The sequence below is a fragment of the Paenibacillus faecis genome (assembly GCF_008084145.1).
In the GTDB taxonomy this organism is placed as follows: Bacteria; Bacillota; Bacilli; order Paenibacillales; family Paenibacillaceae; genus Fontibacillus; species Fontibacillus faecis.
Window position 1 is genome coordinate 287384 of sequence record NZ_VSDO01000006.1, and the last position, 22578, is coordinate 309961.

General features: G+C 50.2%; 19 protein-coding genes. 4 read left to right on the forward strand and 15 right to left on the reverse strand.

What is annotated here, in order from left to right:
* Nucleotides 1-136 precede the first annotated feature (136 nt).
* A complete protein-coding gene (gene tnpA, locus FRY98_RS26535; protein ID WP_148457719.1) occupies nt 137-607 on the reverse strand; it encodes an IS200/IS605 family transposase in 471 nt (156 codons plus the stop codon).
* A gap of 187 nt (nt 608-794) precedes the next feature.
* Nucleotides 795-2489, reverse strand: coding sequence for a M3 family oligoendopeptidase (locus FRY98_RS26540; protein ID WP_148457720.1), 1695 nt, complete (start codon nt 2487-2489; stop codon nt 795-797).
* Between the two features lie 384 nt (nt 2490-2873).
* Between FRY98_RS26540 and FRY98_RS26545 the strand changes: the two genes are divergently transcribed.
* A complete protein-coding gene (locus FRY98_RS26545; RefSeq protein WP_148457721.1) occupies nt 2874-3170 on the forward strand; it encodes an ArsR/SmtB family transcription factor in 297 nt (98 codons plus the stop codon).
* Nucleotides 3163-5643, forward strand: a complete 2481-nt coding sequence (locus FRY98_RS26550) for a DsrE/DsrF/DrsH-like family protein (protein ID WP_148457722.1) — start codon at nt 3163-3165, stop codon at nt 5641-5643. Before FRY98_RS26545 ends, FRY98_RS26550 begins: the two co-directional genes overlap by 8 nt.
* A 129-nt stretch (nt 5644-5772) precedes the next feature.
* Here the strand turns inward: FRY98_RS26550 and FRY98_RS26555 are convergent, their stop codons facing one another.
* The 5 genes from FRY98_RS26555 to FRY98_RS26580 all read right to left on the reverse strand — a co-directional run bounded on the left by FRY98_RS26555 (nt 5773) and on the right by FRY98_RS26580 (nt 12017).
* The gene (locus FRY98_RS26555) at nt 5773-6792 is read right to left on the reverse strand and encodes a cytochrome d ubiquinol oxidase subunit II (RefSeq protein ID WP_148457723.1); all 1020 of its coding nucleotides are present in this window, start codon (nt 6790-6792) and stop codon (nt 5773-5775) included.
* A gap of 22 nt (nt 6793-6814) precedes the next feature.
* Nucleotides 6815-8140 carry a cytochrome ubiquinol oxidase subunit I gene (locus FRY98_RS26560; RefSeq protein WP_148457724.1) on the reverse strand — a complete coding sequence of 442 codons (1326 nt, stop codon included), beginning with the start codon at nt 8138-8140 and terminating at the stop codon, nt 6815-6817.
* A gap of 126 nt (nt 8141-8266) precedes the next feature.
* Nucleotides 8267-9169 (reverse strand): alpha/beta fold hydrolase, encoded by a 903-nt coding sequence (locus tag FRY98_RS26565; protein ID WP_148457725.1) that lies wholly within the window; start codon nt 9167-9169, stop codon nt 8267-8269.
* A 301-nt stretch (nt 9170-9470) separates the two neighbouring features.
* Nucleotides 9471-10352 (reverse strand): choline/ethanolamine kinase family protein, encoded by an 882-nt coding sequence (locus tag FRY98_RS26575; protein ID WP_148457727.1) that lies wholly within the window; start codon nt 10350-10352, stop codon nt 9471-9473.
* A gap of 927 nt (nt 10353-11279) precedes the next feature.
* Complete coding sequence (locus FRY98_RS26580; protein WP_148457728.1) at nt 11280-12017, reverse strand: SDR family oxidoreductase; 738 nt, start codon at nt 12015-12017, stop codon at nt 11280-11282.
* 180 nt (nt 12018-12197) lie between these two features.
* Between FRY98_RS26580 and FRY98_RS26585 the strand changes: the two genes are divergently transcribed.
* Complete coding sequence (locus FRY98_RS26585; RefSeq protein WP_148457729.1) at nt 12198-13121, forward strand: AraC family transcriptional regulator; 924 nt, start codon at nt 12198-12200, stop codon at nt 13119-13121.
* 143 nt (nt 13122-13264) lie between these two features.
* Here FRY98_RS26585 and FRY98_RS26590 read toward each other — a convergent pair whose 3' ends face one another.
* Nucleotides 13265-14191, reverse strand: coding sequence for a GNAT family N-acetyltransferase (locus tag FRY98_RS26590; protein ID WP_148457730.1), 927 nt, complete (start codon nt 14189-14191; stop codon nt 13265-13267).
* A 250-nt stretch (nt 14192-14441) separates the two neighbouring features.
* Between FRY98_RS26590 and FRY98_RS26595 the strand changes: the two genes are divergently transcribed.
* Nucleotides 14442-16334 carry an Ig-like domain-containing protein gene (locus FRY98_RS26595; RefSeq protein WP_170287198.1) on the forward strand — a complete coding sequence of 631 codons (1893 nt, stop codon included), beginning with the start codon at nt 14442-14444 and terminating at the stop codon, nt 16332-16334.
* A gap of 62 nt (nt 16335-16396) precedes the next feature.
* Here the strand turns inward: FRY98_RS26595 and FRY98_RS26600 are convergent, their stop codons facing one another.
* From FRY98_RS26600 to FRY98_RS26630, 7 genes are all read right to left on the reverse strand, one after another.
* Nucleotides 16397-16993, reverse strand: a complete 597-nt coding sequence (locus tag FRY98_RS26600; protein WP_148457732.1) for a DUF1349 domain-containing protein — start codon at nt 16991-16993, stop codon at nt 16397-16399.
* Nucleotides 16994-17129: 136 nt separating this feature from the next.
* Complete coding sequence (locus tag FRY98_RS26605) at nt 17130-17888, reverse strand: lantibiotic immunity ABC transporter MutG family permease subunit (RefSeq protein WP_148457733.1); 759 nt, start codon at nt 17886-17888, stop codon at nt 17130-17132.
* A gap of 1 nt (nt 17889) precedes the next feature.
* Nucleotides 17890-18630: a lantibiotic immunity ABC transporter MutE/EpiE family permease subunit gene (locus FRY98_RS26610; RefSeq protein ID WP_148457734.1), complete on the reverse strand. Its 741-nt coding sequence runs from the start codon at nt 18628-18630 to the stop codon at nt 17890-17892.
* Nucleotides 18631-18633: 3 nt separating this feature from the next.
* A complete protein-coding gene (locus FRY98_RS26615) occupies nt 18634-19341 on the reverse strand; it encodes a lantibiotic protection ABC transporter ATP-binding protein (protein WP_148457735.1) in 708 nt (235 codons plus the stop codon).
* Between the two features lie 266 nt (nt 19342-19607).
* Entirely contained in the window at nt 19608-19991 is a 384-nt protein-coding gene (locus tag FRY98_RS26620; RefSeq protein WP_148457736.1) for a winged helix-turn-helix transcriptional regulator, read from the reverse strand.
* 25 nt (nt 19992-20016) lie between these two features.
* Nucleotides 20017-21048 carry a zinc-binding alcohol dehydrogenase family protein gene (locus tag FRY98_RS26625; protein ID WP_148457737.1) on the reverse strand — a complete coding sequence of 344 codons (1032 nt, stop codon included), beginning with the start codon at nt 21046-21048 and terminating at the stop codon, nt 20017-20019.
* A 723-nt stretch (nt 21049-21771) separates the two neighbouring features.
* Nucleotides 21772-22506, reverse strand: a complete 735-nt coding sequence (locus FRY98_RS26630) for a carbonic anhydrase (RefSeq protein ID WP_148457738.1) — start codon at nt 22504-22506, stop codon at nt 21772-21774.
* Between the last annotated feature and the right edge of the window lie 72 nt (nt 22507-22578).

A 22578-nucleotide genomic window follows, 5' to 3' on the forward strand; every position in this document is an offset into this window, starting at 1 on the left:
CCCAGTCATAACCACCGGCTTAGCCGGTGGCTTCCATCAGCCCTATAAGGGCATGGTACTAGCAAGCGCCTAAGAAGGCGCACTGAAAGTCTGCCAACCGCGAGCGGTCTCGGGCATGCCCCTTAAAGGGGCTTTTTTACTTGCCCTTTCCTACCGACTCACCCGTAAACGGGTCGAACAGTTCTTTCATCGTGAGTTGTTCGTAGTTCTTATCTTCTGTTAGCTGATTCCGAATGTATTCGGCGATCGCTTTCCTGTTACGTCCTACCTTATCCACAAAGTATCCTCTACACCAAAACTGTCGATTTCCGTACCGATACTTTAGATTCGCAAACTTATCGAAGATCATCAGCGAACTTTTTCCCTTCAAGTATCCCATAAATTCCGACACACTTAACTTAGGAGGGATACTTACCAGCATGTGAATATGGTCTGGGCATGCCTCCGCCTCATGAATCTCCACACCTTTTCTCTCACATAGCTCTCGAATGATTTTTCCGATTTCTCTTTTTAATTTCCCATAGATCACTTGTCGTCTGTACTTTGGCGCAAATACGATATGGTATTTGCAGTTCCAGCGTGTATGTGCTAGACTGCTCTTATCCATTTCCCTTGTCCTCCTTGATTTCATGATGCGGTTGGCAGACCGGCTATCATTTTATCATAAAGGTCAAGGGATTTTTACTCATAGCTATAAGCTTTCCTGAACCCCCAGTCAAACTGGGGGTTTTCTTCGACAAAAAAAAACACCGGTTAGATTGCTAACCGGTGTTTTCGTACCTTGTTGTTTAGTTCTATAACGCCGCGTCGTCCACGCCATCAAGCCACTCTTCGATCCGGCCGATAACCGATGTCACGCAGCCTTCCTCGAACGGAGAAATCAATCCCGCCACCTTGACCAACTCCGTGAACGATTGACTTCCGCCCTGACGGCAAAGCTTCAGATAATCCGCCCATGCGGCCTGACGATCCTCATGCATCTTCTTCCAGAACTGGAACGCGCAGATTTGAGCCAAAGTGTAATCGATATAATAGAACGGGGTATTGAAAATATGGCCCTGCTTCTGCCAGAAACCGCCCCGCTCCAAATAGGCGTTATCCGCGTAATCGCGGTGAGGCAAATATTTCCGCTCGATCTCCCGCCAAGCTTGCTTGCGTTCCGCCGGCGTCGCTTCCGGATTCTCGTAGACGAAATGCTGAAATTCATCGACGGTAACCCCGTAAGGAATAAACAGGAGCGCGCTGGCCAAATGTTCGAAACGATATTTGTCGGCATCCTCCTTAAAGAACAATTCCATCCAGGGCCACGTGAAAAATTCCATGCTCATGGAATGGATTTCGCAAGCTTCATAAGTCGGGAACCCGTACTCCGGCACTTCAAAGCCCCGGCTTTCATATACTTGAAAAGCATGTCCGGCTTCATGAGTAAGCACATCGATGTCTCCGGACGTGCCGTTGAAATTCGAGAAAATAAACGGGGCTTTGTACTCGCTGAGATAGGTACAGTACCCTCCGCTCTGCTTGCCTTTTTTTGCGACGAGGTCCATCAATCCATTCTCCAGCATAAAGGTGAAGAATTCGTTTGTCTCCGGAGACAATTCCGCATACATCTTCGCCCCGTTGCTTACGATCCACTCGGGATCGCCTTTCGGTGTGGCGTTCCCCGATTTGAAGACAAAATTCTCATCATAATAAAGCAGTTGATCCACACCGATCCGGTTTCTCTGACGCTCCTTCAGCTTTGTGGCGATAGGAACAATATGCTCCAGCACCTGGTTTCGGAAATTCGCCACCATCTCGGCATTGTAATCCGTGCGGGCCATCCGGGCGTACCCGAGTTCCACGAAGTTGTTGAATCCGAGCTTCTTGGCGATTCTCGTTCTCACCTTAACGAGGTCGTCATAAATGCGGTCGAACGTCTGCTCATGCTCGGCCATAAAACCGCTGGAAGCCTCCATGGCGCGCTTCCGCATATCCCGATCCGTGGACTCCTGAAAGGGGATCAACTGCGGCAGCGTACGTTCCTCGCCTTCGAACGGGATTTTCGCGGAGGCGATCAGCTTCGCATACTCCGTCGTCAGCTTGTTCTCCTGCTGCAAATCCTCAATAACCTCCGGGCTGAACGTTTTAAGCGACATCTCGGCGAGGCGGAACAGCTGATGTCCCCATTTCCCCTCCAGTTCCCCGCGAAATTTGGAATTTACCAGTTCCCGGTAGTAATCGGTTATATACTCTTCTACGACAGGGCCGTTCTCATCGAAGAAATCCTGCTCCGCTTTATAGAATTCATCGTTCGTGTCCACCGAATGCCGAATACTGGCCAACTGCTGAAACGTGCCGAATTGACTGCGGAGCTTGTTGATTTCGGTCATCGCCCGATCCTGCTCTTCATAAGTACCTGCAGATTTAAATTCGTTCAGAAGTTCCTTGAACTTTTGCTCGAAAGCCTTCACATCAGGCCGCTCATACTGGTAATCGCTAAACTTCATGACATGCACCTACCCTCTCACATAAAAAGTACAAAAATAAACAGCACGTTCACAAGCATGATGTGTAAAGCTCCTAAAGTCATTAATCCCGTTGCAGGTTAGACTTTGGTTTCCCTCCCTCCCGGCATTTATTTTTGGCTGGCCCGTTTGTCTGGTTTCCGGTGACTAATCCCTCTAAGGAAATCTTTGTAAGCAATTACTAATCATTATACTAAATTCCCTTTTTTGATGACAATTGCGTAACAGGACATGTTTATATAAAATTGGAACGCATCATTGAGAAGTCCTTAACAATTTTCATTTCCCTGAAAGGCGAGTTTGACTTTTATGAATTTATATCGTAATATTTGAATATATTAATTTAGTGATATATGGAGTGATCATATGGATAGCAACTTTAAAGCTTACAATCAAACCGCCGAGCTATTAAAAGCCATTGCCCACCCTGTTCGACTGTGTATTCTCCGCGGCTTGATGCAGAAAGGGAGCTGCAACGTCTCCTACATGCAGGACTGCCTGGAGCTACCCCAATCTACGGTATCGCAGCATCTGCAGAAGCTTCGGTCGCTCGGTATTGTAGAGAGCGAACGGAATGGCTTAGAAATCAATTACTCCGTCAAGAACGAGAAGATTAAACAACTAATTCATTTATTTTTGGGAGAGATAAGCAACCATGAGTAAAAAGATACTAATCGTCGGCGGTGTAGCCGGAGGCGCATCTGCGGCCGCCAGACTCCGCCGGCTGGATGAAGAAGCGCATATTGTCATGTTCGAACGCGACCCCTATATTTCGTTTGCGAACTGTGGGCTTCCTTATTATATAGGCGGTTCCATTCAAGACCGCTCCAAGCTGCTTGTGCAAACCCCTGAAGCTATGCATAAGCGTTTCAACGTGGATGTGCGAACGCATAGCGAAGTGATTTCCATTGATCCCGCGAATAAAAAAGTAAAAGTAAATAGCCAGGAACGTGGCGTGTATGAAGAAGAATTCGATGCATTGATTCTGTCACCCGGTGCGAAGCCGATCCGTCCGGAATGGCCGGGAATCAACAGCAGCAGAATTCATACGCTCCGCAACATACCGGATACGGACCGGATTAAAGCCAGGGTGAAAGAAGAAGGCACGCGCTCGGCGATCGTGATCGGCGGAGGATTTATCGGCGTCGAAATGGTGGAAAATCTCCGTGAAGCGGGGCTGAGCGTTACACTGATTCAGTCGGGTACGCAAATTTTAACTCCTTTTGACTTTGAGATGGCCTCCGTATTGGCCAAGGAACTGGAGAGCCGCGGCGTACAACTGGTGTTCTCCGATCCGGTTACGGGCTTCCAAGAGCAAGGCAATCGGATCAACGTGAACCTGGCCAGCGGCAAAACCTTGGAAAGCGAAATAGTATTGCTTGCGATTGGCGTCGAGCCGGATACGGGTTTTCTTCAGAACAGCGGTTTGGAGTTCGGACCCAAAGGGCATATTGTGGTTAATGAACGGATGGAGACCGCCATTCCGGATATTTATGCCGTCGGGGACGCGGTGGAGGTTGTGGAGTTCGTGCACGGACAAAAAACCGCGATTCCGCTTGCCGGACCGGCCAACAAGCAGGGTAGAATTGCGGCGGACAACGTGTGCGGACTAAATACGTCGTATAAGGGCACTCAAGGAACATCCATTATAAAAGTCTTCGGATTAACCGGCGCGATCACCGGGAGCAGCGAAAAAATATTGAATCAACTAAATATTCCTTACCATGTCGTATATGTGCACCCAAGCTCTCATGCCTCTTATTACCCGAATGCCACACCTATCTCATTAAAGCTGTTGTTCAGCCCCGATGGAACGGTGCTTGGCGCACAGGCGGTCGGGTATGACGGGGTAGACAAACGGATCGACGATATTTCCACCGTAATTCGCTTTAGAGGAACGGTTACCGATCTGACAGAGTTGGAATTGGCTTATGCTCCTCCCTATTCTTCCGCTAAAGACCCGGTTAACATGGCAGGATATGCGGCGGAAAACGTACTTCGAGGATTGACAGAGGTCGTACTCCCAGCGGATTTGACTGGCCGTGATATCGGCAATATAGTGTTAGTGGACGTCCGGACAGCGATCGAATATGCTAACGGCCACATTGAGGGTGCGGTCAACATACCGGTGGATGAACTCCGCCACCGCTTGGGTGAATTGGATCATTCAAAGGAAATATGGGTATACTGTCAAGTTGGCTTACGCGGTTATACGGCTTCCCGGATTCTGAAACAAAAGGGCTACTGGGTTAAAAATTTGACCGGAGGCTACAAAACCTATCAAATGAGCCGTTACAGCCCTAAACTTTTGGAAATAAGATCTGAGTCATTGAATCTTCCTTCCGCTCATCGGGAAACGGCTGCCACAGTACATTCCTCCGCTGTTCCTCCGACTGTGGACATGGTGTTGGATGCATGCGGGCTTGCTTGCCCGGGTCCGCTGCTCCAGGTGAAGCAGCATATGGATCGACTGCAGGAGGGTCAGGTCCTGAAGATAACGGCTTCCGATCCGGGTTTTTATGAAGATATCAAATCGTGGAGCAAAATGTCGCGGAACGAGCTGTTGCAGCTGGATAGACGACAGGACGGCGTCATTGAGGCATACCTTAGTAAAGGCGGTAAGGAAATGCAGCCCATTTCCCCTCCTTCATCGAAAACTATGTCTAACGATCGAAGCACGATGGTGATCTTCAGCGGGGACTTGGACAAAGCCATCGCTTCCTTCATCATCGCGAACGGTGCCGCAGCCAGCGGCAAAAAAGTCACTATGTTCTTCACGTTCTGGGGTCTGAACATCATACGAAAACATGAGAGGGTTCCTGTCGCAAAGAGTTTTGTCGGCAGAATGTTCGGGGCCATGATGCCAAGAGGAAGCCGAAGGCTATCCATGTCCAAAATGAATATGCTCGGCATGGGTCCACAGATGATCCGATCCCTCATGAAGCGCAATAATGTTCCTTCGTTGGAAGAGCTTATCCGTACAGCGTTAGACCAGGGTGTTGAGATTATCGCGTGTCAAATGTCGATGGACTTAATGGGCATTGACCGGACCGAGCTGATTGATGGGATTGGTTATGGCGGGGTAGGCGCCTACCTGGGCAAAGCGGAAGAGACCGGGCATAACCTGTTTATCTAATCACTGTTTCGAAACAAAGCACAACGGAAATGGAGGCAAACGGCAACTGCTGCAATCTTTGCGATAGTAAATACAAAAGGAGTTCGCCAATGGTGAACTCCTTTTAGTATGAAATGACCACAGTGACAACTACTCCGCCTGCAAGTACCGTTTATCCTTCAGGAACAGCCACCAGAACAACACGAACACCGGCAGTAAAATTACGGTCCCTACGGCGTACCCCCAAAGCAGGGAAATAAACATCGGGTGGTTGGTAATTCCTTCGTCCACGGTCAGATACGGATATACGATGTACGGCATATGCGCTTTGCCATAAGCATAACTCGCCAGCGCAAACTGAATCACCACGAAAATAAACGCTAGACGAGGCCACCCAAGCCGACCTTTCCGCTTGATCCAGAGAGAGACATAACCGGCGAGAAAAGCGGCGGCCGACAGCATGAACCAGCCCCCCTGCTCTCTCATCCGATTCACCATCCACCTTGCTTCCTCATTCATGGTGAAGGTCGCCACGACGGCGAGCAGCATCGCAAGCGGTCCCGCGTACACGGCGAGCGTCCGGTAATGCCGGTAAGTCGACTCATCCCCGGCTTGCCGGGAGAAGTCGGAAAGGAACAGCGCGGACAAGAACAGCTCGGTCGCGATGCCAAAGCCCAAATAAGCGTACAGGGAAGGACTCGCCAGCAGTTCGGCATATCTAAGCTGCGGATAACCGCCCTCGCTATGAATAAAGCCCCCTAGCGTGATCGGCAGAACGCTGACGAGCAGTCCCGGAATCAGTACCCCGGTAATCCCCGATACGAGCCGCAAGCTCCGAACCTTCCGCTGCACGGAGTAAGCGTAAACCATAAACGAACTGCGGAACAGCAGCAGCACCAGCACAAGGCTGACGGGGACCAGCAGCAGCGTTCCGAGCAAATAGGCGGCCCGCGGGAAAAAGCCGACCAAAGCCACGACCAGCAGCACCAGAAATACGTTGGTCACTTCCCAGGACGGCGACAAAAAGCGATTGGCGAGGCTCGCGGCCTGCGGATTTTTTTTGCTGAAGACCATCGACCAGAATCCGGCGCCGAAATCGATGGAACCCATAATCGAATAAATGAACAGAAATCCCCATAGGATGGAAATCGCTATCGTGGAATCGTGCATACCTTCTTCAACCCCTTCCTCCCTAGCCGGCTTCCAGCATCTCCGGGGTCACCGGATGACGCCTGAAATGATAACGCAGCACCAAAGCGGTGACGACCAGCATAAACACAAAGAGCCCGATAAAAAGAACAAATAGGATGCCGAGATTCTCCGACTGGGTGGCCGCGGACGCGGTCGACTGGATATGGTAAATCGTCCAGGGCTGGCGCCCCGTGCAACTGAATATCCAACCGGTCTCGATCCCGATCAAAGCGAGCGGCCCGGTGCATATCAGTCCTCCCAGCAGCCAGCGCGGAAACTCCTTCTTCTTAACGAACCGGAAGACGAGCGAACCGATCGAAACCAAGATGAGCAGAGAACCGATACCTACCATCAGATTAAAAAGCGTGTGAACGAACAGAGGCGGCCACTCTTCCACGGGAAAGTCGTTTAACCCTTTGACCACGGTGTCAAACCGGTTCCCCGCCAGGAAGCTAAGCGCCCACGGAATTTCGATCGCCCCCCGGATCGTCCGGCTCTCCTTATCGGTGAAACCGCCGATCGCCAGCGGAGCGAACGCCTGCGTTTCGAATAAACCTTCGGCGGCGGCCAGCTTTTCCGGCTGGTAATGGTGCAGCATTTGCGCGGTTTCATGCCCGTTAAGCGCCGTCAGCAGAGACATAACGCCTCCGATGGCCAGCGATAGGACCAGGCCTTTGCGATGGTACTGCCGTTCTCGCTCCGGGCGTTTGCGTCCGAGCAGCTTGGCGGCCGCCACGGATACGACCGCGAACGCGCCCAGTACGTAAGCCGAGACCAGCACGTGCGTCGCCGTCGTAGGCAGGCTGGGGTTAAAAACCGCAGCCCACGGGTCGATATCGACCACCTTTCCGTTCTCCAACCGGAAGCCTTGCGGGGTGTTCATCCAGGCGTGAGCATCGGTGATCAGCACGGCCGACGCGCTGGCCCCCAATGCGACGAACGTCACGCTAGCAATCCTTAGCGCCGGGGGAAGACGGTCTGCGGCATAGACGTAAATCGACATGAATAGGGCTTCCAGCAAAAAAGCCCAGATTTCGATTTGGAAGGGCAGCGCGATCACCTGGCCGACGATCTCCATAAAACCCGGCCATAAAAGCGATAGCATGACGCCGACCATCGTCCCGGACGGAATCCCCACCCCCAGCAAAATGGCCTGGCATTTCGTCCAGCGCTTCGCCATGATGGCGTAGTCGCGGTCTTTTTTGATTTGATAAACGATTTCCGCCATGACGATCATGAAAGGCAGCCCTACCCCCAGAGTGGCAAAAATAATATGAAAGGCCATCGATGATCCGAACAAGGATCGGGCCAGCATCACGCTATCCATCAACCATTCCTCCATCTTTTGGATTAACGTGAGTATTATGCGATATTTTTCCAGCAAAAATGCGCCTTAACAAAATGAAAAATGCATCCCAATAAAGGAACTTCTCCTTCAGGGATGCATGTCATATCAATAGGGATCGCTATCGGAACATATGTAGTCGATGACCACATTCTTATACAATTCGGGGCGTTCCTTGTGCGGCGTATGCCCGCAGTCTTCGAAAATTTTGATTTTTCCTCGAGGAGCCGCACGATATGCACGAACATGGCGCTCACAAGTGACCGGATCGTTTTCACCCAAAATGAGGAGCGACGGTACGGTCAACCGGGAAATCAGGGGCACAACGGAATCGAAAATCTTCCCTTCCTCCCGCAGGCGGCTAAGATGGATTTCCGTATTCTCGTCAAATTGATCCCATTCGTTCTCGGTGTATAGCGAATAATCCGTCGACACCTCCTGTTCGGAATAAATGAGCTCTTTTTGCTCGCCAAGGTCATCCCCCAATTGAAGATATTGGTCAAAAAGTTCCTTTGCAGGGAGAGACCCCGCAGCCAATTGCAGACATCGGACGCTGCGCGCCTCATCGCCCATTTTTTCGAAAAGCGCGGCCGCTTTCGTTAACAGGCTCTTTGCGGTCCAACCAAAATCGAATGTCGGACATTCAAAAATCACTTTCGCAACGGATTCCGGGTAGGTAATTGCGTAGATTAAAGCCAAATAACCGCCGAAGGAATGGCCGAGCACCGACCATCTCGCGATACCGAGTTGCTCCCTGAGTTCTACGCAATCATCGATAAGATCCTTCAAGCCAAAAGGCTCGTCGTCCCCTATTCTTTCCGAGCGGCACACTCCCCGTTGATCGATGGCGACGACGAAGAGTTCGGATGCCAGTTTTTCGGCTTGGTGATAGACAAACTCGTAACAGCTTTCTCCGGGACCTCCGTGCAAAAACAGCACCGCCGGCGAATGCCGTTTGCCAAATAGCTCCACATGCAGTTTTTTTCCTCGAATAAGATACGATTCCGCCATTTCGTTTCCCCTGTCATGTTAATATGCAGAAATAATATCGGAGATTATCTCGTAAAACGTTCTATGTCATCTATCTGGGATGAGTTCCGTCGCATTTGATCCATATGGCTGTTCACATCGTTTTTTGATTTTACAACGGCCCCCCACCCCGAAAATACAAGGATGAGTACACCTATTAATGCATAAGCGATGGTAAAATAATTTAAATAGAAATTTAGCACAATTCCACCTAAAATGGCCGCCAATGTTATCCATATAAACCACTTTAAGCCTCTCTTCAATCGACCCTCACTCCTTAGATTTAAAGATGATAAATCCCCTCTTCAATTCGTTGAATGCAAGATTCGGCAAATTTGTAATAATCAAAATTACGGTCAGGATCATCTTTGGTGAGCCCGCTGTAAAAAAGACCCCAAGCCACTTCACGGACCATCGCCACAAATTTCATTTCCTGAAAAATACGGAAAGTCTCTCCCTCAAAAAAACCGAAATAAAGCGCAAGCCACTCACGCTCTTCCGCCTCGCTAAATTGATTCGAAAACGGAATCAGGGTCAATTCAAAAAATATATCACCGATGCCCGACAATTCCCAATCAATAATTTGGAGCTGTTCTCCCGTAAGAATCATATTACATAGAAAAGAATCGTTATGACAGAACTTGTTATTATATGTTTTGTCATTACTGCGCATATGGGCTATCTTTTCAATGCGATCGAGAATTTGCAGCAGTCCGCTCGGATATTTGACCCCCAATAGATCTGCACCCTTCAGATAGCCAAAAATCAGGTCGTATGGCGTACAAGTCCGATCCACCCCTTCCATGCTATGTATAATCTTTAAACGATCCATAATCATGTTCTTGATCGCGTTGTTATTAAGATCACTCTTCTCGAGCATTCGGCCGTCGATGTAGTTGGTGACTACAAAGCGCTGCGGGTCATCAGCGAATATCACTTCGGGGGCTATCCCCTTCCGGCAGGCCTTCCGCATGACTTCTACTTCGGAATGGCGCGTGAGATTCAAATATTCGTTCTGCCGGCTGTTCAATCGTAACACATACGTGCGTTGTTTCGTATACACCTTAAATGTTTGGTTGCAAAGCCCTCCGCTAAGTTCCTGATAATGAGTAAAATTTCGGTTTAACTCCGGAACAGCGTAAATCATCTCATCAACGACGTTCATGTCTGCAAACCTCCTTCTCAGCTAGTGCCCTACTAGACAACCAACCTGGACATTGTACGTATCGAGCACCACCCGGTTTCCACAATATTCCTGGTTCTTAATCTAGATTAACACCTTGATTTACATATGTCAAAAAGTTGTGTTCATTTGTTTTATATAATATTTACATATGTAAAATCAAATGGTTACAAATGAACAAATCACACACTAAGAAAAGACCGCCATTCGTTAACGGGTTGCCATTCCTTTGTACATAGCGGGCAGTTACGAGGTTCATTACTAATTGTTCCAGCAACAAAAACCACCCGTGTGAACGGGTGGTTTGCTCTAAGGCTATAAGCCTTTATTACCGGCTCGCGTCTAAAGGCGCTTGCTTTCACTACGTTCAAGCTACTATGCCGTTGCTGCATTTGCCTACCCCTGAAGGGGTGCATTATTACTAGTCCCTCCGTCAGACAACCTTGATAACATAAAATTCCTGCATATCTGCATGCTTTTTTCCTGTTTGGACTCGAAATTTCCAAATACCTGCAAATCTGCAGGAATTTTCGACGAAAACGGCTCGTTTCTCTAAAAACGCTGGAAATGCCTGCAGATTTGCATCTTTTTTCGCATTCCCTCGGGAATCGGCTTAAATACCTGCAGATCTGCATCTTTTTGTAGTTCGAAGCCTAGAAGCACACTAGGCGCCCCTTTGTAGGTGACATATCACTTCGATTAGCCATTAAGCTACCTTTTCCTTTCGTTATACATCATAGCTTGAACACCCTATAACCGACCCCATCAGTTGGTTTCTGGCTATAAGCATCACTATACCACCCGCATAGCAGGTGGTTTCGCACGCTTCGCCAGTCCAACTGGCTAAAGCCGTAACAAAAAAAGGGCTTAAAAATAAGCCCTTTCTTCCCGACAACTTGCCCTTCCAGTTTAGTTAAATCCGCCGTTAACCCTGATCGTCTGCCCGGTAATCCAGCGGGCGTTGCCGCTGACGAGCATTTCGACCGCATTCGCGATGTCCTGCGGTTCGCCAAGCCGTCCGAAGGCGTTCATTCGGCGGTACGAATCGATCAGTTCCTCCGATTTGCCGTTCAGGAACAACTCGGTGGCCACTTGACCGGGAGCAAGGCAATTTATGATGATATCTTTGGGACCGAACTCTTTGGCCAACTGGCGGGTTAACTGTTCGACGGCCCCTTTCGTTGCCGCGTATACGCTGTACTCCGGGAGCATCGCTCCCGACACGGAAGTTGAGAAATTAATGATCGAGCCGCCTCTCGCCATATGTTTCATGGCTTGTTGGCAAGCGAAATACGTTCCTTTTACATTAACCGAAAAGTGCTGGTCAAACATCTCTTCCGTGACGTCCTCAATCGATCTGCGCTCCATGATGCCAGCGTTATTGATCAGAATATCCACACGGCCGAAACGCTCGAGTGTCCTCGTAAACAAATCCTCCACTTCCATCACCTTGCTCACATCGGCGCGTACAGCCAAGGCTTCTCCACCGGCTTGCACAATCGTATCCACCACCTCGTTCGCTTGAGCCGGGCTGGAGGAATAATGGACAATCACTTTTGCCCCGGCTTGGGCCAATTGGATGGCCACCTGGCACCCAATGCCCCTAGAGGCCCCTGTGACGATTGCAACTTTTTCATTCAAACTCATATGGTTTGCTCCTTTATAATGAATTGGCCGATCCGATCCTAAAGTTCGACCTCGTAAGTTCATTATAAGAAGCTATGGCTTCAACCCGTTAGAACATTGCTGTCCAATCCTTGCCTAATTCTCTTCCGAGACGATAATATAATAATAAATGACATGTTTCCCGGAAAGGAGGTTGTCGACATGGTTGAAGTTATGCGCATGGAGCAAACGCTGCACCAAATGGCTTCCTTGATAAGTCGGCACGCTTCGTCGACCGGAACGCATCGCACTGCCGTCCCCTCATTGATGCTCATGCACGCCACGCAACCGTCGGATCAGCCGTTGGAATCGGTGTATAAACCGTCCATTTGCGTCGTGGCCCAAGGAGCGAAAACGGCCCTACTGGCCGATGAGATTTACCGTTACGATGCTTCTTCCTATCTCGTTACGTCCGTTGAATTGCCGATTGTGGGCCGAATTGTCGAAGCATCCCCCGAAACCCCTTATTTAAGCCTCAAGCTCAGCTTTGATGTCGACGTTATTTTGGATATTGTGAAAAACATGAATCCACCGGTGTCCATTCCTGCGGCATCCCGCGGCATTACCGTGAATCAACCCTCTCCCGGCCTGCTGGAAGCGCTTGTGCGTCTCTTGCAGTTATTGGATACGCCACAGGATATCCCTGTTCTAGCCCCGCTGATTACCCGTGAAATTCTGTATCGGGTGCTGCAAAGCGAGCAAGGCGCTCTCATCCAACAATTTGCGGTCATCGGCAGTCATGCGTATCATATCGCTCAAGCGATTCAAGTGATTAATCGGGAATTCAACCGCCCGCTCATGATCGAGCAGCTGGCAAAGTCCGTCAACATGAGCCCCTCGGCGTTCCATAAACATTTTAAACGCGTCACGGCGATGAGTCCGTTGCAATATCAGAAAACGGTACGCCTGCAGGAAGCTCGGCGTCTCATGCTGACGGAAAACGTGCAAGCCTCCGACGCGGCTTTTCGTGTCGGCTACGAGAGTCCTTCCCAGTTCAGCCGGGAATACGCCCGAATGTACGGACGGCCGCCTATGCTGGATGTCCAGGAACTCCGCGGCTCGATCACGAATTCCGGCATGTTTTAGCCGATATTTTTACTTTGTCTATGGTTTTTCGGCCCATTCGTCCACAATCTTAAAGCTCTTCGCCGACGACAGACAGTTCATGCACTTGATGGTTATCGTCGCGAAGCTCGTAAACAAACCAAAATTTTCCGGTACCGGTTTGTCTAGCTCAGAGTCTTTTCGTAGATGCTGATTTCATGTTCCGGTTTCATGCCGGCCTTTTCATAGAGACGATAGGCTCCCGAAGGATTGGCGGCATCCACGCCTAGCGAGACAAGCGGCTGGCCCGCGCGGTAGGAGGCCGCAAACACGGTGTGCAGCAGCGCGAGCGCAAGACCGCGGCCGCGGAACGGGCGGCGAACGCCGATCTTCTCAATGAATAACAAGTCATCGCGCATACGGGCGAGCGCAAATCCCGCTACGCTTCCCTCCGAATCCCGAGCGATCATCCACCACTGTTCGTTGAAGGTCGGCAGCTGTGTCTTCTCCACCCATTTCTCAAAAGACGGTTCCGCAAAGTCCCAATGATCCGCGAAAGATTCGATATAAGCTTCGTAGACCGCTCGTTCGTCGGCCCCCTTCACGTATGGCCCGACGGTGAATCCGTCCGGGAAGTTCGCCGGCGCCGGTTCGGCGTCAAGCCGGATCCCCATCCGTTTAAAGTACCGTACCGGTGCGAACCCCCTGCTCTCAAATAACCGGACGGCATCCCCGCATAGCGTGGGAATCATGCTTTGCAGACGCTTGGGAACCCCGGATTCCCTCCGTAGTTCGGCAGCATGCGATTCAAGCGCCTCCACAAGCATCGAACCGATTCCGCGGCCGCGTACGGAGGGCCTCACGCAGCCGTAGCTGAACAGCTTCTCTTCGCTGTCTTCCTCGAGAAAAGCGTATCCGGTCAGCTTGGATTCCGTATCCTCGACAACCCAAACCTGCTTGTCGAGATCAAATCCGGACCACATGTCCAAAACATCGGCAAGTACGATGTCGGGGGCCCCCAGGTCTTCGGTATCGCAGGCGGCCACCAGATCGCAAACGGCCTGGGCGTCATCCATGGTAGGACGACGCAGGCGATAGGTCGTTTTTTTCATTATAGAAATCTCCTTAAATTTATTTTAGACAGTTTAACATAAAAGCCACTTTTTTCCTATTCCCAAATCGCCGATCCCCACTCTTCCGTCCCCCTCCCTTTGATGCATTGAAACTCGATTTCTACCACTTAATAACCATTTCATAGCATGATAGAATTAGGGAGTTTAGCGGGTGTTTTCTCCCTCCGCCTTCCTGGATAATAGAAGGGTAAGTTCCTTGACAACCCCATTTGAGAGAGGAGAAATGCGAATGTCGTCATTGACGAAAAGATTTGCGGCAGTAATGCTATGCTCCGCTCTGTCTTGGACCGGTTGGGCCGGGTCAAGCAGCGCGGCCGCATCTCCCGATCAGCCGCTCACACCGAAAGTAGAATGGAGTTCGACGTATGGCCATAGCTTCGCACGATCCACAGGCAATGCGGTCGCGGCAACTTCGGACGGAGGTTACGTCGCCGTTGGGGATATCGACGAAGTTAGGTCCTCCGACTCCGAAGCCGTACAAAAAGGATATGTTGTAAAAGTGGATGAAAATGGCAACCAGCAGTGGGAGCAAACCGTGTGGATTGACGAAGAGGATTCGTATGTATATGACTTCTCGCTGAAAGAAGTGATCCCTACGCAAGACGGCGGTTACTTCGTCGGCGGATCAGCGACGGACCGCAGTTCCCGGCCGCACAATGTTCCGGTTTTGGCAAAGTTGGACGATCAAGGGAACCTCGAATGGGTAAATCACTATCGAGTCTCCGGATATGTGGATAGCGTCGTGGAAACCCCGGATCACGGGTTTGTTGTTACCGGCTATAATATCAACCCATCGGCAGCGGCGTGGGCCTATTTAATGAAAGTCGATGAACATGGGAATGAAGTTTGGATAAAACAACACCATTTCTCCGACGTGGAGTACCCGATGGGCGATTTTCAATACTTTAATGATCTGTTGATCACACCTGACGGAGGAATTCTTGCGGTCGGGCAAATGGAGGAGTTTATCTCCGAACAACACCCCGACGCTTCCCTCATTGTGAAGCTTGACAGCGAGGGCGAGATTGAATGGACCCGCAAGCAGACCTTGCCGGGGAGCGGCATTTCGGCCAATGCCGTCCAATTGGCGCCGGACGGGACTTATCTCGTGGGAGGGTCGAAGCGGCTAGACGATAAAATGACCGTGTTCGTTCTTAATATAGCAACCAATGGTGAAGTTCTTTGGGAGAAGTCTTTTACTGTTGATGAGGGAAGCTTTGCTCTGGGAGAACTCGCCTCCACCTCCGACGGGTTCGCGTTATTGGGTCAATATACTACAGGGAATTACCCGAATTACCACCGTCAATTTCAAGTCTATCAATTGGATGCGGCTGGAGAATTCACAGGAAGTTTGCGATTAGAGGTACCGGGACTTCTCGGCTCGGGTACAGGAACGATGACCGATGACGGCGGTTTTATGCTCTCGGGCAAAGTTACCGAAAACAATAAACAACGGATGCTGCTGGTTAAATTATCGGGTCAAACGGAGGAGCCGTCTGCGGAAGTAAAAGAAATCCGGTTTGCGAATCCGGAACTGACTCTGCAAATCGGCGAACGTAAGCCGAGTGTCGTACAGGCCGTATATGCCGACGGAAACGCTGCGGATATCACCGGTACGGCCACCCTTACTTCGCTCAACCCGGAAATTGCCTCCGTCGACCCCGATGGCTTCGTTACCGGTCTATCGGTCGGGACCACGGAAATTGTAGCCGAATTCGGCGGTTACACAACAACGCTGCCGGTGACCGTCTCCGAGACCCCGGGTCAAACCGCCGGGCGTTTCTATCTGGATTCGGAGGATTATTCTCTGGAGATCGACAGTGAATTGGACGTCCTTGCTTTATTTACCGATGATACGGGCCATACGTCCATCGTGAACGGTGAAACCCGGTTTACGATCGGCAATCCCGATATCGCTCAAGTTGACGAGCGCGGATATCTCATCGGCATCAAGCCGGGGCTGACTTCCGTGACGGCCACTTACGGGGAGCATACCTTCACCGCAAGCGTGCTGGTTGTCAAACCTTACATTCCGCCGGGACAGCTTGACCAGCAGCCGGAACAACCCCCGGTGACGGAAAGCGATATAGAAAGCGAAGCGCCTGAATTGCCGGGCCAATAGTAGCATCATCGGATTAAAGCCAAAAAGCCGCCTTCATTGGCGGCTTATCTTTTTTCAAATGTCTAAAATCTGCTGTCGGTGTCCGGCTTGGTCATGCTGAGATATTTGAAGCAGGCCCGGCACCCCGTTCCCATCGGGGACTGGGCTACGACCCCCGCCTTAAACCCGCCCGGGGCTTTCATCCCGAAGTAACGGATGAGTTTCCAGTCTTCCCCATTCGCCGAATAGAAAAAGGAAACCGTATTCTCCCTTTTCGTGATTCTTAATAAGGGGTTCTCTACCGTCACCCGTTCCGAATTGCAATCATCGGAGCATCCGTTTTGGGTTACGACGGAAACGATGGTGGCATGTTCACCGTTGAATTCGTAACAAAGCTTGGCCCAATTGTCCTCGTCGACCATTAACATCAGACATCCCGAATCATAAATATGATGCATCTCCACCTGCAGTTGTGTCGTAAGCTGAAAGGACGTTTCGGCCGGTACATGCAAAAACGGAGCTGAATGAACCACGTGTTTTCCCGCGGGATCCTTGAAAAAATCGGCTTTGGCCGGTGCATGAACACACAACCCGCCATCTGCGGTATACTCCCAACTTGTCGGTTCGTTCATCCATGTTAAACGGTCCCTCTCCCCAACCCGGAACAAATTATGACTCATGTTCATCCTCCAGAAAAAGAATAGGCATATTTTCGAATGATGAAATATCCCTCTTCCAAGTATACTAGGAACGCATTCCGTTCTTATATATAACATTCCCGCTGTCGGATGTAATAATATGGAACTGCGATACGACCTACTCCAGCGAACGTTTCCCTTCCCAGCGGTAAAGCCAAACGCCAAACAAAATCGCGATGATGGCTGTCCCGGCGATGATGTGGATGACCCCTCTGTTCAACAGCATTTCCGGGGGAATCTCTTGAAGCCGGGCATAAGGATATTGCGCCCAAATCGTGATCCATCGAGCTGACCAGGCGCAAGGTACATAAATCCAATTGAAATCGCCCAACCCCGTCAGGAGCAGGGCCGCCACCAGACTTTCCACGATCCCCAGCCCCATGGATGCCCCGCGCCCATAGCGAAGGCTAATTATTAAATGAAGAATGTACAGGAAAATACTGCCTATAAAAAGAATCCCACCCGCGCAAACATAGAATGTCAAATCATATAAGGTTGAACCGAGGATATAGATGTAGCCGAAACCGAAACCGACGGCAGCGAGCATTACACTTGCGAGCCCCAACAGAAGAAGCAGACTGATCTTGCTAACGAACGGCAGCGGTTTGACGGGCGAGGTCAGGAGCATCTGAAAATTCCCCGCATTCGCCTCCTGGTCGGCGGCAAAGGCACACACGATCCCGATCATCGTGGGAAGCGAAATGGCTACGACCTGTAGGTAGGCTTCAACCTTGGATTGTGAAGCCCAGGGACTGAACGCATAATAGGACAGAAACACGGCGATTCCAACCAGAGGCATGACCAGATGTATCCACAATAAGGGCTGCCTGCGCAGTTTGATCAGGTCGGAACGCAGATAACGCAAATATAATCTCATGTTACCTCGTCTCCTTGGCGTCGAAAGCCTTTGCCGTAATAAAGGACAGCAGAACAAACAACCCCACCGAGATTAGCAATCCGGGCAAAATGACGCTGCCGTCCATCAGCGGATCCCCCTCCGGAACCGGCAAGCCGTTAGGCAATACCTGGATGATCGGGCACATCAGCCTGGCGGGAATCGTAAAAGGAACCAGCCACCACATATCGGAAGTCGCCAACATAATTCCCAATCCCACATTACCGACCATGCTGAGGATGAACGTGACGAATACGCCGATCCGGTCAACAAGATAAAGCCAAAGCGGAATCTGCCAAAGAAACGTGACGAAAATGACGAGACAGGCGATCAAGCTGGTGATTGCCGACAGCGTCCCGGGAAATACCATGCTCCCCGCCGTAAGAATCAACCAAAGGAACAGTGAAGACATCAGAAACAGCCTGGAGACCTCCACGATTTTTCCCAACCAGGTTAAAGAAGGTGACAACGGCAGGGCTAGAATCGAACGATATCGCAGTTTCCGGGCATCCTTTTGCAGCACGCCGATACACAGGAGAGCCAAAGTTCCCGGCAGCATCATGGCGTACCACCAATTGAAGCTTCCGCTTTGAAAGAAATGCCCCCCCATCAGTACGACGCATAACATCAGGGTAACCAACGGTGCGATGTAGACCAGTTTCCGAGTAAACGTTCGTTTGACCTTTAAATGCTCGGCCCGAACAACAGCTGTAAAATGATGCATCCTTTACACCCCTTCCTTGCGGTGTTTTCTGGCAATCTCCATAAACAGATCCTCCAGATGCTGGCCGGGTACAACCGGTTCCTGATAGGCCAGTACGCCCCCCGCCATGATCGCGATATCGTCGGCAATCTGTTCTACTTCAGAGAGGATGTGACTTGAAAGAATGACCGTAATTCCGCGTTCGGGAAAAGAACGGATCAGCTCCCGCTGTTCCTGGATTCCTATGGGATCCAGCCCGTTCGTCGGTTCATCCAGGATGAGCAGCTTCGGATGGTTCAGCAAGGCGATCGCGATACCCAAGCGCTGCTTCATTCCCATGGAGAACTGGCCGGACCGTTTGCGTCCGGTGTTTGTCAAATCGACCATATCCAAGACCTCATCGATCCGGGAATCCGGAAGACCTAGGAGTGTGGTCCGTACCTTCAGATTCTCCCTCGCCGTCAAATTTTCATAAAGCGGAGGCGCCTCGATCAGCGCTCCAATCCGGTGCAGAACTTTGCGGTCCCAAGGTTTTCCCTCGAACAGAATTTCGCCCGATCCGGGTTTAAGCATTCCCGTCAACATTTTAAGCGTAGTCGACTTTCCCGCCCCATTCGGACCCAACAGGCCGTAAACGGTATTACGCCGAATCGTCAGGGATACGTTGTGAACCGCTCTTTGTCCTTTGAAGTTTTTACATAATCGGTTGGTTTGTAAAATAATGTCATTCATGCTTCTCCATCCTTTTCCTTTGTTCTCTGGAGACCAGCATATGACCTATTTCTAACAAATTTATAAAGCGGAATAAAAAAACGTGCATTTGAAAAAAAAGCCGCCAGACATGGCGGCCTTTGCGGTATTGAACTTTGATAGGATCTCTCAAATGTTGGCGAGCAGGTCATTCAGCGTCTCAGCCATCGAAGGATGGGCAAAGATCGTATCGCGCAGACAGGTATAAGGCTGCTCCCGCCATGGCATGCCCCGCCTTTACTTCAAAATCATTCGTTTGCATTGGCTGGTTCAAGGTCCGCCGAGCTGCGAACCGAATTTTTGTAGATCTCTCCCCAGTCCCTCATTGCTGCAATGATCGGAGTCAGGGTCCGGCCGAAATTCGTTAAAGAATACTCCACCTTGGGCGGGACCTGATGATAGACCTCGCGATGCACGATACCGTCTTCCTCCAACTCCCTAAGCTGCAGGGTAAGCATGCGCTGAGTAATGGACGGGCAAATTTTGCGAAATTCATTAAATCGCTTCGGGCCGGACATCAAATGATACAGCAGCACACCCTTCCATTTGCCGCCGATCACGTCCAACGTGAATTCCACCGGGCAGCCTTCATCATTGGGGCAAAATCCGTATCCGCTCTTTCGGTCTCTCATGATTTCTTTCGCTCCTAAAACATATTTAAAAACCTTCCAGAACCACCTTGCCGACGGTTCTGCCCGTTTCCAGCATGGCATGCGCTTTGCGAAGATTCGCGGCGTTAATCGGCGTCAGCGTTTCGTTCGTCGTCGTCCGAAGCACTCCATCGTCCACAAGCCGGGCGATCTCATTTAACAAGTTATGCTGTTCTATCATATCCGGGGTTTGATACGTAGACCGGGTGAACATCAATTCCCAAACAAACGTAACGCTTTTGTTCTTTAACAAGGTCAGGTTCAATAATTCATCCGTTTCGACGATGGAACAAATCTTCCCTTGCGGTGCGATCGCTTCCGCCATATTCGACCAGTGTTTCTCGGTGCTGTTCAGGCAGAGAATATAGTCGACCTGCTCCCATCCCGCCGCCTTTAACTGCGGAAGGAAGGCCTCAAAATGGTTAATGACATGGTCCGCGCCAAGTCCTGTTACCCAGTCTGCCGATTCGGGCCGGGAAGCGGTGCCGATGACCGTTAAACCGGAATATTTCGCCAACTGCGTCGCAATCGATCCGACACCGCCGGCGGCACCGATGATCAAAATCGTCTTCCCTTCATTATCGCCTTTGTTGCGGGAAATGCCAAGCCGGTCGTACAAACTTTCCCAAGCGGTGATCGACGTTAACGGCAATGCAGCAGCCTGGGCAAAATCCAGTTTGGACGGCTTCATGCCGACAATCCGTTCATCCACCAGATGGAACTCACTGTTCCCTCCGGGCCGGGTAATGCTGCCGGCATAAAAGACTTCGTCACCCGGACGGAACAACGTCACTTCCGGACCGACCTGCTCCACCACGCCCGCGACATCCCAGCCCAAAATTTTGGGCTCGCTCTCCTCGCGGTTCTTCGGGGAACGCACCTTGTAGTCGACCGGGTTAACGGAGATCGCCCTTACCTTAACGAGCAAATCTCTCCCCGCCGGCACGGGCTTCTCCACTTCCACGTCCAACAGGCTTTCCGGATCCTCAATCGGCAAGTACTTATAAAGACCTACGGCTTTCATTGTCTCTTTCGTCATGTTTTTTCTCTCCTTTGCGTTTACAGCAGTTTTTGTTGTTATCGGCAGTATAATCTATAGGTTCGCAAGTGAACAGTACGCACATTTATGTGATATAGTATCAATTTGTATACTATTGGCGGCGGACAAGCCAAAAAATCCGACCCTCCTTTATTGAGGAAGTCGAATTTTTATGTCGGGGTCATTCTTCGTTTAAACGCAGTGAATATTGATGGGGAGCCCAAGGCAACCCCTGAAACCTGAGGACACGATCGCTGACCAATTTCCAGATACGATACGTGATATGCCGAATCCTTCGCCCTAAATCATAACCACAGAATAAGGGCCATTTGCGGCGTTATTTTGTCGAATTCGTCCCTTCGGTGGGAAATAGCGGTCTTTTGAGGCCTTATTTTAGGCAAAAGCGGGCTGAAACCTGATTTTTGGACTCGCATCAGTGAAATAAGATCCTTTTTGGCCGCTATTTTTCCCGAAAAGGCAAATTGGCTCGAAATAACGGCCCAAAACGCCGCTATTATAACAGGCAGCAAGAAAGATTGCGGATAGGCAGCACCATAATAGTTTAATGCAACGCTAGTGCAAATCTGCAGGAATTTGCTTGAACACTCTTATGATAACGAACCCATCAGCTGGTTTTTTATTTCGCCCGCTTCTCGGGCTCAAAGCGCTAAAACCCCAAAGAAAAAAGATGCACATCACGTGCATCCTTCCCCAAGGCTTGATTTACGATTTTATGAAAACGGTCCGGCCGTTGAGTTCCTGAAGGTTGCGGTGATTGTCGTCGTAGTATTGATAGAACTCATCCAGTTGCTTCTGGGATAGTTCCACCGGCTGTTTCAGGATATACCATTCCACATTTTCGGTTAAAGGCGGCGTCGTTAAAGACCCCAAATAATGATAGTACCCCAGGTTGGCGGGGAGTAATTTTTGAATGTCCAATTTATCGATCTTTATCCCCTTTTCCCCACTCGCATTGGACTTGGCCGCATCCAAAATTTGTTGAAACGCTGTGTTCGCCTTCCCAGCCTTAAACATCACTCCGATCACCGCTTTTCGGCCGTCTTGCGCTTCATGGACGAAGTGACCTTCCAGCGGAAAGTGTTTGCCGTTGATCGTATGCTCGCTTACGGCATGAAAATGAACTTGCTTAAGGGAGAACGTGCGATCATCGATTTCCGCGGTACCGCGCAAGCCAACTTGGATGCTGTGTCCGTCATCAACGACCGAAGTTCCTACCTTATCATACTTCAACGTCAAATCGGAACCTTTATACTTAACGGCTTGGGACGTAACAATATTGATTGGAGATTGCATCTTGCCTGACACAAATTCCCATTCGTCCTGATGATCATACGAGAAATGGGTTGGTTCCGTTACATTTGTTGCCGCATAACTTGACGAAAAACCCGCCAGCAATAAAAAGGCCGTTAATCCTAATACGATATAATTCTTCTTCATCCTACATCCTCTTTCAAATAAAATATCAGGGGTCGACACCATAAATTACAGGAATTTCCTGCTGATCATTAT